We start from the raw sequence: 14,397 nt of genomic DNA on the forward strand, positions 1-14,397 counted from the left end.
CGTTTGTTCAAGCGAGAGAATCACGTAAGAAGTGAAGGTTCACGCAAGAGCAAGGCATGCCGGTTGTGCTGTTCACCTTCGGCGGACGGCCCTTCACCGTGGCCGAGGCGGCTGCGGTCGCCGCGGCGGTGCTGGCGCTGCTGCTGTTTCTGGTGCTGGTGAGCCTCGTGCGCCAGTCGCGGGCGCGCGCCGCCGCGGTCGCCGAGGAAGCACTCCGGCGCGACGAGATGGACCGCCGCCTGCGCGAGCTGGTCCGCGTCCAGTCCGAGACCGCCGGCCGCGTGCAGAGCATGACGGAGATCCTCGCCCAGAGGCAGAGCGAGCTGGCCCGCGCCGTCTCCGACCGGCTCGACCAGACCTCCCACCGGCTGGGGGAAACCCTCTCCACCGCCGCCCGCGCCACCCACGAGAGCCTGACGCGCATCGCCGAGCGTCTCGTGATGGTGGAGACGGCCGAGCGCACGCTCGGCGATCTGTCCGCGCAGGTGGTTTCGCTGCGCGAGACGCTGGCCAACAAGCAGGCGCGCGGCGCCTTCGGGCAGGCGCGGATGGAGGCCATCGTCTCCGATGGCTTGCCGCGCGGCAGCTTTGCCTTCCAGTACACCCTCTCCAACGGCAAGCGGCCGGACTGCGCCATCTTCCTGCCGGGGGATGCGCGCCCGCTGCTCATCGATTCCAAATTCCCGCTGGAGGCCGTCACCGCCTTCCGCGAGGCGCCATCCGCCGAGCATCGCAAGGCCGCAGGCCAGCGCCTGCGCAACGATCTCTTGAAGCACGTCTATGACGTGGCCGAGCGCTACTTCATCCCCGGCGAGACGCAGGACGTGGCGCTCATCTTCGTGCCGTCCGAATCCGTCTATGCCGAGATCAGCGAGCATTTCGACGGCGTGGTGCAGGAGGCCTATCGCCAGCGCGTGGTGCTGGTGTCGCCATCGCTCCTGATGCTGGCCGTGCAGGTGGTGCAGGCCATCGCCAAGGACGCCCGCATGCGCGAGGAGGCGGACCGCGTGCGCGCCGAGGTCGGCGCCCTGGTGGAGGACGTGAGCCGCCTGCGCGAGCGGGTGGGCGACCTCGCCAAGCACTTCGCCCAGGTGGGTGACGACGTTCAGCGCGTCATCATCTCCGCCGACAAGATCGCCCGGCGCGGGCTGAGGCTGGAGCAGCTCGACTTCGACACTCCCGGTCCGGCGTCCTCCCAGCCGCCCTCCCCGCCGCCCAAGTGAGGGCCGGCGCCATGCCGAAGCACCGCATCACCACCACCAGCTTCGCCAGCGTCTATCCCCTCTATGTCGCCAAGACCGAGCGGAAGGGGCGCACGTCCGAGGAGGTGGACGCGGTGATCTGCTGGCTGACCGGCTATTCCGACGCCCAGCTGCGCGCCGTGCTGGCCGGAAAGACCGATTTCGAGACCTTCTTCGCGCAGGTCCCCGCCCCCAATCCCGCCCGCGCGCTCATCACGGGCGTGGTCTGCGGCGTGCGGGTGGAGGAGGTCGCCGAGCCGACCATGCGGGAGATGCGGTATCTCGATAAGTTGATCGACGAACTGGCGCGCGGGCGGCCGCTGGAGAAGATCCTGCGCAAGGGCTGAGGCCTGTTGATGCGGCCCCGGTCGGGGGTTGCGGCATCTTGCGCGGCGGCCTGCGAGGCGGGATGCTGACGCCTGAGATGAATCGCGCGCCGGTTGGGGCGCGCCCGTGACCTTTAAGGACGAAATGCCCGAACTGCCCGAGGTGGAAACCGTCCGCCGCGGCCTGATGCCCGTCTTGCAGGGCGCCGTGATCGAAAGCGCCGAGGCGCGCCGCCCGGACCTGCGCTGGCCGCTGCCGGAGAACTTCGCCGAACGCCTCGCCGGCCGCCGCGTGGAGGCCATCGGCCGCCGCGCCAAATACCTGCTCGCCGACCTCGACGGCGGCGAGGTGATGATCCTGCACCTCGGCATGTCCGGCTCCATCCGGGTGGAGGGCGAAAAGGCGCTCCGCCCCGGGGCCTTCCATTATCCCCGCGCCGCCGCCGGGCCGCACGACCATGTGGTGCTGCACCTCGCCGGCGGCACCACCGTGACCTTCAACGATCCGCGCCGCTTCGGCGCCATCCTGATCGTCCCCTACGACCGGCTGGAGAGCCATCCGCTTCTGGCGGGCCTCGGCCCGGAGCCGCTGGGCAACGCCTTCCATGCCGACTATCTCGCGGGCGCGTTCGCGCGCCGCAAGACGTCGCTGAAGGCCGCGCTGCTGGACCAGAAGCTGGTGGCGGGCCTCGGCAACATCTATGTCTGCGAGGCCCTGTTCCGCGCCGGCCTCTCGCCGCGCCGCCTCGCCCACACCATCGTCACGAAGGACGGCAAGCCGACGCCGCGGGTGGAGCGCCTCGTGACGGCCATTCGCGACGTGCTGCGCGAGGCCATCCAGGCCGGCGGCTCCTCGCTGCGGGACCATAAGCAGGTGAGCGGCGAGCTCGGCTATTTCCAGCACACCTTCCGCGTCTACGACCGCGAGGGCGAACCCTGCCGCACCCGGCACTGCAAGGGCATCGTCCAGCGCATCGTGCAAGGCGGGCGCTCCACCTTCTACTGCCCGGTCTGCCAGAGATAGCGCAGCCCCGCACGGCCGCTGTGCGAGGCTGCCACTTCGCATGCCGGCGCGGAAGCGCTAGAGCACGGTTCCGCGCGCGCGGCGCAGGACATCGACCGGCGTCACGCCGGCTCAGGAGGAGACGAGGATGGCTTACGAGACGATCCTGTTGGAGGTGGACGAGCGGGTTGGCATCATCCGGCTGAACCGCCCGCAGGCGCTCAACGCGCTCAACGCCCAGCTCATCAACGAGCTGAACGCCGCCCTCGACGTGCTCGAGAACGACCGTGCCATCGGCTGCATCATCCTCACCGGCTCGGAGAAGGCCTTCGCCGCCGGCGCCGACATCAAGGCGATGCAGAGCTTCACCTATCCGGACACGTATCTCGACGACTACATCACCTCCTGGGAGCGCCTCTCGCGCACCCGCAAGCCGGTGATCGCGGCGGTGGCCGGCTTCGCGCTGGGCGGCGGCTGCGAGCTGGCCATGATGTGCGACTTCATCCTCGCCGCCGACACCGCGAAGTTCGGCCAGCCGGAGATCAAGCTCGGCGTCATGCCCGGCTCGGGCGGCACCCAGCGCCTGACGCGTTTCGTCGGCAAGTCCAAGGCCATGGAGATGTGCCTCACCGGCCGGCTGATGGATGCGGTGGAGGCCGAGCGCTCCGGCCTCGTCTCGCGCATCATCCCCGCCGCCGAGCTGATGACCGAGGCGCTGAAGGTCGCCAAGGTCATCGCCGGCATGTCGCTGCCCATCGCCATGCAGACCAAGGAGGCGGTGAACCGCTCCTACGAGACCTCGCTTGCCGAGGGCATCCGCTTCGAGCGCCGGGTGTTCCAGTCCCAGTTCGGCCTCGCCCACCAGCAGGAAGGCATGAGCGCCTTCATCGAAAAGCGCCCGCCGAACTTCAAGGGCTGACGCAGACGCGGGTGCCGCCCCACCGGCCGCACCCGCCTTCCCCATCTTTCCGCGACAGAGCGCAAGGAGCGTGTTGACAAGCAAGCCGCACCCCCTCTATGTGTCGCGCTCCGATCCGGCCCCAACCGGACGGGGCCCAGGTGGCGGAATTGGTAGACGCGCTGGTTTCAGGTACCAGTGGTGAAAGCCGTGGAGGTTCGAGTCCTCTCCTGGGCACCATTTACCCTTCCGGGTAAGTCCAAAAAGCTCCGAAAACCCTTACAAACACTGAGTTCTCCGGTCCAGCAGGTTCCGGGGGTGTCTGGGGGTATCCGTTGGCAGCCGGCAAATTTGGGGGTATCGGAAACGTCCCCCCATTGAGGGCGACCCCCAATGCCCCTGACCGACACGGCCATCCGCGCGGCCAAGGCCGGCGACAAGCCCTATAAGCTGGCGGGCGGTGGCGGTCTCTATCTCCTGGTGAACCCGACGGGCTCCCGCCTCTGGCGGTTGAAGTGCCGCATCGAGGGCAAGGAGAAGCTCCTCGCCATAGGCCCCTATCCCGATGTGACGCTCGCCAAGGCGCGGGAGCGGCGCGATGACGTCTGGACGGCGATCATCGATGGCGGCGTCCCTTCGGCCCGCAAGAGGCCGTCATGGGAGGAGGCGATAGCGGCGCCGTCCTTGCCGCTTTCAAGCTCGACGCAGCGCGTTTCTGGGGCAAGGCGCTTATGAGCGCCCCACCTAAAAATCCGGGGCTGTCCAGATCGGGTCAGCTCCTGGACGCGCCCTGACGCGCGCCTTGCTCCAGCACCGCGTCGAGGCCGAGTTCCGGATGGAGTTCCGTGACCACCGCGATGTCTTCCTGGATGCGCGCGATGATCCAGTCCCGCACCTCGGTGACGATCGCGCGTGTGGCCTTGTCGCGCGACCGTACGAACTGGCAGTGCCGCCCGGTGGTCATGAGGCGCGGGCTCGCGGGGATGAGCATCTTGTTGCGCAGCCAGTGGCAGATCACGTTCAGCCAGCCCAGCGCCACGCCCTGACCCAGCAGGGCAGCCTGCACGACGATGGCGTAGTCCGAGAAGATCATTGAATTGACGGGCGAGCTCGGGTCCTCCGGAAAGAAGAGGTGCGACCAGTTCGGCTGCGCCTCGCTCAGGAAGATGAGGGTTTCCTCCGTGGACTTCGTCGGGCCCCGATGCGCGTCGCTGTAGCCGGGACTGCAGATGGGCAGGAGAATCTCGGGCATGATGTAGGCCGCCTCGTGCCGCTCGTCCGGCCCGTTCACGAAGCGCATGCCGAGGTCGACGTCGGTGACCGGCCCGGTCAAGGCGGACATGATGAGTTCGAACCGAAGCTCCACCGTCGGGAAGGTCCGCTTCAGTTCCGCCATCCGCGGCATGATCCAGTGGGTGGTGAATCCGGTCGAGACCGAGAGCGTCACGGTATCCACGCCGGCATTGCGGTCCTCGATTTCGCGCAGCGCGTGCTCGATGCCGGAAAATCCCCGCGAGATGGCTTCGTAGAGAATGAGCCCGGGCTCGGTGAGCGTCACGCCGCCGGGCAGGCGGTTGAACAGCGTGGTCCCGATGTGGTCCTCGAGCCGGCCGATCATGCGGCTGACGGCGGCCGGCGTGACGTTCAGCTCGCCGGCAGCGCGGGCGAAGCTCCCGCAGCGGGCCGCCGCCTCGAACGTGAAGAAGCCATTCATGGACGGCAGGGCGAGGCGGATTTTGCGCATTTACATTATGTAACTTAGCCGGGATTTTTTTTCAATTGAACCCGGTGCGCAAGATTGGTCTTCTTAGCCGCAACGAAGGCCCAACAAGGGCCGATAAAAGCCAGAGACACAGGGGAACGGCATCGCGATCGCGGATCGGCCCGCGCCAGCGCACGGGCTTTTTCGTCCGGTGGCACATGCGATGTAACGTTGCCGCGTTGCTTTCCAGAGCGGGGCGAGATGAACAGGCCTGCATCTTCCGGAACCGTTGGCGTATCCATCCGGAACGCCACCAAACACTACGCCGGGTTCTGCGCCCTCAACGACGTGAGTCTTGAGGTGGCGCCCGGCGAGTTCGTCTCCGTGCTTGGACCTTCAGGGTCTGGCAAGACGACGTTGCTGGGCATTCTCGGCGGCTTCGTCCAGCCGTCCTCCGGGTCGGTCTTCCTGGGTGAGCGGGACATCACGTTCGCCCCGCCGCACAAGCGCGACATCGGCATCGTGTTCCAGAACTACGCGCTCTTCCCGCACATGAGCGTCGCCGAGAACGTGACCTTTCCGCTCCGCGCCCGCCGCATGCCGAAGTCCGAATGGCCGGCGAAGCTGAAGGCGGCGCTGGAGATGACGGAGCTCGGCGGGTTCGGCGACCGCAAGATCCACGAACTGTCCGGCGGCCAGCGCCAGCGCGTCGCGCTCGCCCGGGCGATGATCTTCGAGCCGCGGCTGATCCTGATGGACGAGCCGCTTTCGGCCCTCGACAAGCAGTTGCGCGAGACGATGCAGATCGAGCTCAAGCATCTGCACCGCAAGCTTGCCGCCACCATCATCTACGTGACGCACGACCAGCGCGAAGCGCTCACCATGAGCGACCGCATCGCCATCATGAACAAGGGTCGTGTGGTCCAGGTGGATGCGCCGGAGCGGCTGCACGACCATCCGGTGGATTCCTTCGTGGCCGGCTTCATCGGCGAGGCGACGCTTTTGCCGGTGTCGCGCCTCGACGACAATTCGGTGGACCTCGGCGGTACCCGCATCGTCTCGGCGCGGCCGATCCCGCACAATTTGAAGCTGTTCCTGGCCGTGCACTCCGAGAAGCTCACGGTGGTGCAGGACGGCGGAGACACCACCGCGAACATCCTCTCCGGCACGGTGTCGGAAACGCTCTACCAGGGTGAGAGCGTGCGCATCTTCGTGGATCTGGACCACGGCGTCCGCCTGAGCCTGCGGGTGCCGAGCAATCACGAAAACCGCTCCCGCATGAAGGCACCGGGCGAACGCATCGCCGTCCGGCTGCATCCCGACGACACCATCGTGGTGCCTCAGGCGCCCTGACACCCGCTCCCGAATTCGACATCCACAAGGAAAGCGTAAGATGAAGCTCTCTCAGTTCAAGGTCCTGACGTTCGACGTGGTCGGCACGCTCATCGACTTCGAGACGGGTGTCCTGAACGCCGTGCGCGCGCTGGGCGGCCCGAAGGCCGCGGCCGCCAGCGACGACGACATCTTCGAGCCCTACAAGCGCGGTCGCGACAAGTTCTATGGCCGCTCCTCCTTCGCCATGAAGGACGTCTACCTGTCCCTCGCCGCCGAACGGGGCTTCCAGAACGACGAGGCCACCGCCGAGGCGTTCCAGCTCGCCGTGCTGCGCTGGCCGGCCTTCGCGGATTCGGTGGAGGCGCTGCGCCGCCTGCGCAAGAACTTCCGCCTGGTCGCCATGACCAATGCCGACCGGACCGCCTTCTCGGCCTACTCGGCGACGCTCGAGAACCCCTTCCACGACAGCGTGACCTGCGACGAGACGGGCTGCGCCAAGCCGGATCCGCGCTTCTTCGCCTTCAACAAGGGGCGCCAGTCCGCGCACGGCTTCCGCCAGTCGGAAATCCTGCACGTGGCGCAGAGCCAGTATCACGACATCGGCGTCGCCAAGGCCGAGGGCTATACCACCTGCTGGATCGAGCGGCGCCAGGGCCAGAAGGGCTTCGGCGGCACGCCGGACCCGAAGGTGCTGACCAAGCCGGACTTCCACTTCTCCACGCTGAAGCAGCTCGCCGATGCCGTGGATGCGGAGCTCGACACGTCCCGCGTGGCCGCCTGAGCGAGAAGGCAGAACCTCATGGTCACCCCCGCGCTCCCGACCGATATCCCCTCGCTGTGGCAGGCGACTTCGGTCGCGCGTCCCACATTTGCGAGCGCGGGCGGGGACCAGAGCTTCGACGTGGCTGTGATCGGTGGCGGCTATACCGGCCTCACCACCGCTCACTATCTGGCCAAGGCCGGCCTGTCGCCGGTGGTTCTGGAGGCCAACAGCATCGGCTGGGGCGCGAGCGGGCGCAACGGCGGCGTGGTCTCGGGCAAGTTCCGGCTGGGCTTCCGCGACATCGCCAGCCGGCATGGCATCGACACGGCCCGCCGGATGCACGATCTCGGGCTCGAGGCCATCGCGCATGTGGGCGAGATCATCGCGGAGCTTGGCATCGCGGGGGCGGACTACCAGCCCACCGGCTCGCTGCGCTGCGCCCACAATGCGCATACGCTCGAACAGCTCAGGACCGAAGCCGAGTGGCTGCGCAGCGCGCTCGGCGACACGGCGATCTCCATCCTGAGCGCAGAAGAGGTCGCGGCGGAGACGGGCTCCCGCGGCTTCACCGGCGGCATGCTGAACACCCATGGCGGGATCATCCACCCGCTGAACTACGTGCTCGGCCTCGCCGCCGGGCTCAAGGCGGCGGGGATTTGCGTCTATGAGCGCTCGCCGGTCATGAGCCTGCGCCGCGAGGGGGCGGGCGTGGTGATCGAGACGCCGGCGGCGCGCATCACCGCGCGGCAGGTGGTGATTGCCACCAATTCCTATTCGGACCTGACGCCCGCCACGGCGCCCGTGCGCACCTCCATCATCCCGTTCCGTTCCGCCATGATCGCCACCGAGCCGCTCACCGGCACGCCCGGTGCCCATCTGCTGCGCACCGGGCGGAGCTATACCGAGACGCGGCGCATGATGCGCTGGTTTCGCAAGGCCGGCGATCGCCTGCTCTATGGCGGTCGCGGTGCCTTCGGCAAGACCGACCGGGAGAGCGCGTTCACCGCGCTGGAACAGGCGATGGTGCGGCAGTTTCCGGAACTTGAGCAGGTGAAGGTGACGCATCGTTGGTCCGGCCTCGTCGCCATGACGCTGGACAGCCTCCCCCATCTCGGACGCCTCGACGACCGGGTGGTCTATAGCGTGGGCTACAACGGCACCGGCGTCGCGCTGGCCTCCGGCATCGGACGGCATGTGGCGGATCTGGTGACGGGGCGCCAGCCGGATCTCGGCCTCATCACCCGGCAGCCGCTCCACCCCATTCCATTCTATGCCCTGCGCGAGCCGGCGGTGCGGCTGGTCGCAGGGGCCTATCAATTCCTCGACGCCATCGGGAGATGACGGCGGACGAGCAGACGGCTTCCAGAAGGCAAGGGCCCGAAGCGGCCAAGAGGAGAAAAGGCATGCGCTTTTCAGTCTCGATCCCGGTGATGACCGCGGCGCTGGCCCTGTCGGTGGCCACCGCCTCCGCAGAGCAGATCACCTTCGTCTCGCAGGGCGGCGCGTATCAGGAGGCCCAGACCAAGGCCATCCTCAACCCCGCCGCCAAGCTGCTCGGCATCACCATCAACCAGGACAGCGCGCCCGATGCATGGCCGGTCCTGAAGACGCAGGCCGCCACCGGCAAGCCCATTTGGGACGTCATCGACGCGCCGACCACCATCTGCGTGCGAGGCGGCGACCAGGGCATGGTGGAGAAACTCGACTTCTCCAAGCTTCCCAACGCGGCGTCCATGCCCGCGCAGTACAAGACGCCCTATTCGGTGGCCTACGAATTCTATTCTTCGGTTCTCGCCTACAACAAGAAGAAGTTCGCCGGCAAGGCGCCGCAGACCTGGGCCGACTTCTGGGACGTGAAGGCCTTCCCCGGCACCCGTGCCCTGCGCAACCATCCGCAGGCGACCATGGAAGCCGCCTTGCTCGCGGATGGCGTGCCGGCCGACAAGCTCTATCCGCTCGATGTGGACCGGGCCTTCAAGAAGCTGGAGCAGATCAAGCCGAACATCACGGTGTGGTGGACCTCCGGCGCCCAGTCGGCGCAGCTTCTGGCGGACGGCGAGATCGACATGGAGATGGCCTGGAACGGCCGCGTCGCGGCGGTGATGAAGGAGGGCGCTCCGGTGAGCTTCACCTTCAACCAGGGCCTGCTTCAGGAAACCTCTTTGTGCATCGTGAAGGGCGCGCCGAACCTCGAAACCGCCTACAAGTTCGTGAATGCCGCCATGACGCCGGATATCCAGGCGAACTTCCCCGCCTACATCGACTACGGCCCGGGCAACCCGGCCGCCTATGCCACCGGCAAGATCTCGCCCGAGCGCACGGCCCAGATGCCGAGCGCGCCGGAGAATGCGGCCAAGCAGGTGCTGGTGTCGCAGGCCTGGTGGGCCTCGCCCGCCGGCGAAGACGCCATCAAGCGCTGGGCGGGCTTCGTCCAGAAATAAGCCCGCGGGCCGCCGGATCGCTTCCCCTGCCCGAGATGGGGTGAAGCGATCCCTCCCGCGCTGCCGAGCCCGCCGTGTCGCGGGCCGGCCAGACCCGCAAGCCTGCTCCAGGAGCCCGCCATGTCGGCCTCGTCAACCGATCCGTCGCTTGCCCACAAGAGGGGGGAACAGCGCCTCGTCCTGCTGCTGCTCGCACCCTCGCTTGCCGTGGTGGGATGCCTGCTGATCGTGCCGCTGTGCTGGCTCGTCTGGCAGTCGGTGCGGCAGGATGGGGCCTTCACCCTGGCGCACTATGCGCGGTTCTTCAGTGATGCCGTCTACTGGACGACCTTCCTGCAGACCTTCCGCATCGCCTTCATCGTCACCGCGGCGACCGTGCTGCTCGGCTATCCCATCGCCTATGTGGCGGCCGGCGCATCGCGGCGATGGAGCATCTTCATCCTCGCGATGGTCATCCTGCCGTTCTGGACCAGCGTGCTGGTGCGGGCCTACGCTTGGCTGATCCTGCTGCAACGGCGCGGCCTCGTGAACTCGGTGCTGACCGATTTCGGGCTGATCCAGAACCCCCTCGCGCTCGTCAACAACGAGCTGGGTACCGTGATCGCGACGGTGCACATCCTCCTGCCCTTCATGGTGCTGCCGCTCTACGCCACCATGCAGAAGATTCCGGCTGAACTCACCATGGCCGGCGCGAGCCTCGGCGGCACGCCGTTCTATGTCTTCACGCGGGTGTTCCTGCCTTTGTCGCTGCCCGGCGTCGTGGCCGGCATGGTCCTCGTCTTCGTGCTGACGCTCGGCTTCTACATCACCCCGGAACTGCTCGGCGGCGGGCGGACCTACATGGTCTCCATGCTCGTGTCGCGGAACATCGAGGTCTACAACGAGTGGGGCGCCGCCTCCTCCATCAGCATCGTGCTGCTCGCCTGCGTGTTCCTCGTCTTCCGGCTGGCGAGCCTCATCATCCCGTTCGAACGCATCATGGGGGCGCGCTGATCATGTCCCTCTCCCGCATCATCCTCTACGTGGCGGTGGGCCTCATCCTGGTCTGGCTGATGGTCCCGGTCCTCATCATCGTGCCCATGTCCTTCTCGGGCGCGCGGTTCCTCGCCTTCCCGCCGCCCTCCTGGTCGCTGCGCTGGTACGAGGCCTATCTTGAAAGCGCAGCCTGGATGCAGGCGACGCGGGTCAGCCTGATCCTCGCCGTGTCGAGCGCGATCATCGCGACCGTGCTTGGAACGGCGGCGGCCTACGCGCTGAATCTCTCCACGTCGCGCCTGGTGCGCAGCCTGCAGGTGGTGCTGCTTCTGCCCCTCGTCGTGCCGATCGTGATCACGGCCGTCGGCGTCTTCCTCGTCTACGCCAACGTCGGACTGCTCGCGACCATGAGCGGCCTGATCCTCGCCAACGTCATGCTCGGCCTGCCGTTCGTCATCATCTCGGTGCTGACGGGCCTCAGGAAGTTCGATCCGGCGCAGGAGATGGTGTCGCGCAGTCTCGGCATGAACCGGCTGCGCACCTTCTTCATCGTCACGCTGCCGCAGATCCGCCCCAGCGTCATCTCGGGCCTGCTGTTCGCCTTCATCTCGGCGCTGGACGAGACGGTGGTCGCCATCTTCATCTCGGGCGGCGAATACCAGACGCTCACCAAGCGCATGTTCACGGCGCTGCGCGACGAGATCGATCCGACCATCGCCGCCATTAGCACCCTTTTGACCGCGATCTCCTTCTTGATGGTGATCCTCGTTTCCCTCAGCGCACGCACCGCGCCGCGGAAGAACGCAGACGCCTGAGACCGCGCCCGCCTCGCACCCGCGCGGCGGCGGCCCATCCCGGCCGCGCCCGCCTCCCTTTGCCGTCTGGAACCGCGCCCATGAGCAACCTCATCGCCTTCGACCTTGCCGCCCCCGGACCCGCGCGCGAGAGCAAGCCCGTGCCCGACCGGCTGATCGCTGGCGATCCGAGCTACAAGACCTGGGAAATCGCGGCGGCCGGCCACAAGGACATCCGCACCGGCATCTGGGAGGCGACGCCGGGCGTCACGCGCTCCATCAAGGGCGAGACGTGGGAATATTGCACGATCCTCTCCGGCGTGATCGTGTTGACCGAGGATGGCGGCACGCCACGCCGCTTCAGCGCGGGCGACACCTTCGTGTTGCGGCCGGGCTTCGTGGGAACCTGGGAAACGCTGGAGACCGTGCGCAAGCTGTGGGTTGCCGTTTCCTGATCCCGCCCCCTCATTCTGTCAGGTCCTGCCCATGGCACTCCTCTACATGGCCGATCCCGCCCGCGGCGAAGTCTGGCGCCGGCTGATCGGCGAAATGGCGCCTGAAATCGACGTGCGCATCTGGCCCGACATGGGAGACCCGGCCGATATCCGCTGGGTTGCCGTCTGGGACGTGCGGGTGGATCTGGCGGCGACGTTTCCGAATCTCGAAGTGGTCTTCTCCACCGGGGCCGGTGTGGATCACCTCGACCTCACCCGCATCCCGCCCGGCATTCCCGTGGTGCGCATGGTGGAGCCCGGCATCGTCGAGGGCATGGTCGAGTACGTAACCATGGCCGTCCTGGCGCTCCACCGCGACCTGCCGACCTATATCGACCAGCAGAAGCGGCATCTCTGGGCGCAGCACTATGAAACGCCGGCGGCGCAACGGCGCGTCGGCGTCATGGGGCTCGGCTCACTGGGGCAGGCGGCGCTCACGGGCCTCGCGCCGTTCGGCTTCCCCCTCGCCGGCTGGAGCCGCTCGCCGCGGGAAATCCCGAACGTGGAGACCTTCGCCGGCGAGGCCGGGCTGGCCCCGTTCCTGGCGCGCACCGACATCCTCGTCTGCCTGCTGCCGCTCACCGCCGAGACGCGGGGCATCCTCGGTGCAAGCCTGTTCGCCCGGTTGCCCGCAGGCGCCCGCATCGTCAATGTGGGGCGCGGCGGCCATGTGGTGGCCGAGGACCTGATTGCAGCCCTCGATGCCGGCACCCTCTCGGGCGCCGTGCTCGATGTCACGGAGCCGGAGCCCCTGCCGCCGGAGCATCCGTTCTGGAGCCATCCGCGCATCCTGCTGACCCCGCACGTCGCAAGTCTCACCCGGCCGGAGACCGCCGTGGTCAGCCTGCTCGAAAACCTCCGCCGCCACGCCGCGGGCGAGCCGATGATCGGCCTCGTCGAACGCAGCCGCGGCTATTGAAAGACGTCGCCCATGTCCCTCGCCGCTGAAAACTTGCTCGCCCTCGCCGACCCGAGCCTCCTCGTCCAGGCGGCCTTCATCGGCGGGCAGTGGTGCGCTGCCGACGACGGCGCGACGCTCGCCGTGGAGGACCCCGCCACGGGCAAGGTCGTGGGCACCGTTCCGGCCTGCGGCGCGGCCGAGACGCGGCGCGCCATCGAGGCGGCGGAGACGGCGTTCCGCTCGTGGCGCTCCGTGACGGCGGCGGAGCGCGCGCGCCTGCTGGAGCGCTGGAACGACCTCATCCTCGCCAACGCTGCCGACCTCGCGCGGATCATGACGGCCGAGCAGGGCAAGCCGCTCGCCGAGGCGGAGGGGGAAGTGCGCTATGGCGCCTCCTTCGTGAAGTGGTTCGCGGAGGAGGCACGGCGCATCTACGGCCGCACCATCCCGGCACCCGGCGCCGACCGGCGCATCCTGATGCTGGAGCAGCCCATCGGCGTCACCGCCGCCATTACGCCCTGGAATTTTCCCATCGCGATGATCACGCGGAAATGCGCGCCGGCCCTCGCCGCGGGCTGCACCATGGTCATCAAGCCGTCGGAACTGACGCCGTTTTCCGCTCTGGCGGTGGTGAAGCTCGCGGAGCGGGCCGGCATTCCCGCCGGTGTCATCTCGGTGGTGACGGGCCTGCCGGCCGCCATCGGCGAGGAGCTCACGTCCAACCCCGCGGTCCGCAAGATCTCGTTCACCGGCTCGACCAGGGTCGGCGCCCATCTCATGCGCGCGTCGGCGGGGACGCTGAAGAAGCTGAGCCTGGAACTGGGCGGCAACGCGCCCTTCATCGTCTTCGACGATGCCGACCTCGACCTTGCGGTGGAGGGGGCCATGGTCTCGAAATTCCGCAATGCCGGACAGACCTGCGTGTGCGCCAACCGCATCCTGGTGCAGGCCGGCATCCACGACGCCTTCGTCGCCCGCCTCGGCGCGCGGATCGCCGCGCAGAAGGTCGGGCCGGGCACGCAGCCCGGTGTCGGCATCGGCCCGCTCATCAATCGGGCTGCCGCCGAAAAGGTGCACGCGCACGTGGCCGACGCGGTGGCCAAGGGCGCGCGCGTGGCGCAGCAGGCGGAGACCTCCTGCGCGGACGGAAATTTCGTCGCCCCGCTGCTCCTCACCGGCGCCACCACCGACATGCGGCTCGCCAATGAGGAAACCTTCGGCCCCGTCGCCCCGGTGTTCCGGTTCGAGACCGAGGCGGAGGCGATCGCCATCGCCAACGGGACTCCCTACGGACTCGCCGCCTATTTCTTCACCGAGGACATGCACCGCGCCTGGCGGGTCGGCGAGGCGCTGGAATTCGGCATGGTGGGGCTCAACACCGGTGCCATCTCCATGGAGGTGGCGCCCTTCGGCGGCGTGAAGCAATCCGGGCTCGGCCGCGAGGGCGGCTATCTCGGCATCGCCGAATATTTGGAGCCCAAGGCCTTTCACATGGGTGGGCTGCGCCTCACGGCGCCGGTCTGA

At 67.9% G+C, this 14,397-nt stretch carries 15 protein-coding genes and 1 tRNA gene; 15 read left to right on the forward strand and 1 reads right to left on the reverse strand.

The features are described 5' to 3' along the window. The first annotated feature begins 56 nt into the window (after window positions 1-56). From rmuC to A37E_RS25925, 6 genes are all read left to right on the forward strand, one after another. Window positions 57-1,223 carry a DNA recombination protein RmuC gene (gene rmuC, locus A37E_RS0110915; RefSeq protein ID WP_038192885.1) on the forward strand — a complete coding sequence of 389 codons (1,167 nt, stop codon included), beginning with the start codon at window positions 57-59 and terminating at the stop codon, window positions 1,221-1,223. Window positions 1,224-1,234: 11 nt separating this feature from the next. Then, the gene (locus A37E_RS0110920) at window positions 1,235-1,588 is read left to right on the forward strand and encodes a DUF2200 domain-containing protein (protein ID WP_029556619.1); all 354 of its coding nucleotides are present in this window, start codon (window positions 1,235-1,237) and stop codon (window positions 1,586-1,588) included. Window positions 1,589-1,712: 124 nt separating this feature from the next. Further along, the gene (mutM, locus tag A37E_RS0110925; protein WP_029556620.1) at window positions 1,713-2,591 is read left to right on the forward strand and encodes a bifunctional DNA-formamidopyrimidine glycosylase/DNA-(apurinic or apyrimidinic site) lyase; all 879 of its coding nucleotides are present in this window, start codon (window positions 1,713-1,715) and stop codon (window positions 2,589-2,591) included. Between the two features lie 127 nt (window positions 2,592-2,718). Continuing rightward, a complete protein-coding gene (locus tag A37E_RS0110930; RefSeq protein WP_024276973.1) occupies window positions 2,719-3,489 on the forward strand; it encodes an enoyl-CoA hydratase in 771 nt (256 codons plus the stop codon). 134 nt (window positions 3,490-3,623) lie between these two features. Beyond that, window positions 3,624-3,708: transfer RNA gene (locus A37E_RS0110935), tRNA-Leu, on the forward strand. 153 nt (window positions 3,709-3,861) lie between these two features. Next, window positions 3,862-4,203, forward strand: coding sequence for an Arm DNA-binding domain-containing protein (locus A37E_RS25925; RefSeq protein ID WP_051678944.1), 342 nt, complete (start codon window positions 3,862-3,864; stop codon window positions 4,201-4,203). A 37-nt stretch (window positions 4,204-4,240) separates the two neighbouring features. Here A37E_RS25925 and A37E_RS0110945 read toward each other — a convergent pair whose 3' ends face one another. Beyond that, on the reverse strand, window positions 4,241-5,212 hold the full coding sequence (locus tag A37E_RS0110945; protein ID WP_029556622.1) for a LysR family transcriptional regulator: 972 nt from the start codon (window positions 5,210-5,212) through the stop codon (window positions 4,241-4,243). Between the two features lie 219 nt (window positions 5,213-5,431). On the opposite strand from A37E_RS0110945, the gene A37E_RS0110950 reads away from it, so the two are divergent. From A37E_RS0110950 to A37E_RS0110990, 9 genes are all read left to right on the forward strand, one after another. Further along, window positions 5,432-6,523 carry an ABC transporter ATP-binding protein gene (locus A37E_RS0110950; RefSeq protein ID WP_029556623.1) on the forward strand — a complete coding sequence of 364 codons (1,092 nt, stop codon included), beginning with the start codon at window positions 5,432-5,434 and terminating at the stop codon, window positions 6,521-6,523. A gap of 40 nt (window positions 6,524-6,563) precedes the next feature. Further along, a complete protein-coding gene (locus tag A37E_RS0110955) occupies window positions 6,564-7,286 on the forward strand; it encodes an HAD-IA family hydrolase (RefSeq protein ID WP_024276991.1) in 723 nt (240 codons plus the stop codon). Between the two features lie 18 nt (window positions 7,287-7,304). Beyond that, window positions 7,305-8,609 (forward strand): FAD-binding oxidoreductase, encoded by a 1,305-nt coding sequence (locus tag A37E_RS0110960; protein ID WP_029556624.1) that lies wholly within the window; start codon window positions 7,305-7,307, stop codon window positions 8,607-8,609. Window positions 8,610-8,671: 62 nt separating this feature from the next. Beyond that, window positions 8,672-9,709: an ABC transporter substrate-binding protein gene (locus tag A37E_RS0110965; RefSeq protein WP_029556625.1), complete on the forward strand. Its 1,038-nt coding sequence runs from the start codon at window positions 8,672-8,674 to the stop codon at window positions 9,707-9,709. Window positions 9,710-9,829: 120 nt separating this feature from the next. Continuing rightward, complete coding sequence (locus tag A37E_RS0110970; protein WP_024276994.1) at window positions 9,830-10,702, forward strand: ABC transporter permease; 873 nt, start codon at window positions 9,830-9,832, stop codon at window positions 10,700-10,702. A gap of 2 nt (window positions 10,703-10,704) precedes the next feature. Then, the gene (locus A37E_RS0110975; RefSeq protein WP_024276995.1) at window positions 10,705-11,499 is read left to right on the forward strand and encodes an ABC transporter permease; all 795 of its coding nucleotides are present in this window, start codon (window positions 10,705-10,707) and stop codon (window positions 11,497-11,499) included. Window positions 11,500-11,579: 80 nt separating this feature from the next. Then, window positions 11,580-11,933 (forward strand): cupin domain-containing protein, encoded by a 354-nt coding sequence (locus tag A37E_RS0110980; RefSeq protein ID WP_029556626.1) that lies wholly within the window; start codon window positions 11,580-11,582, stop codon window positions 11,931-11,933. Between the two features lie 31 nt (window positions 11,934-11,964). Beyond that, window positions 11,965-12,891, forward strand: a complete 927-nt coding sequence (locus A37E_RS0110985; RefSeq protein WP_029556627.1) for a glyoxylate/hydroxypyruvate reductase A — start codon at window positions 11,965-11,967, stop codon at window positions 12,889-12,891. A gap of 33 nt (window positions 12,892-12,924) precedes the next feature. Further along, on the forward strand, window positions 12,925-14,397 hold the full coding sequence (locus tag A37E_RS0110990; protein ID WP_197023058.1) for an NAD-dependent succinate-semialdehyde dehydrogenase: 1,473 nt from the start codon (window positions 12,925-12,927) through the stop codon (window positions 14,395-14,397).

The sequence above is a fragment of the Xanthobacter sp. 91 genome, from assembly GCF_000702385.1.
GTDB classification, from domain to species: domain Bacteria; phylum Pseudomonadota; class Alphaproteobacteria; order Rhizobiales; family Xanthobacteraceae; genus Xanthobacter; species Xanthobacter aminoxidans.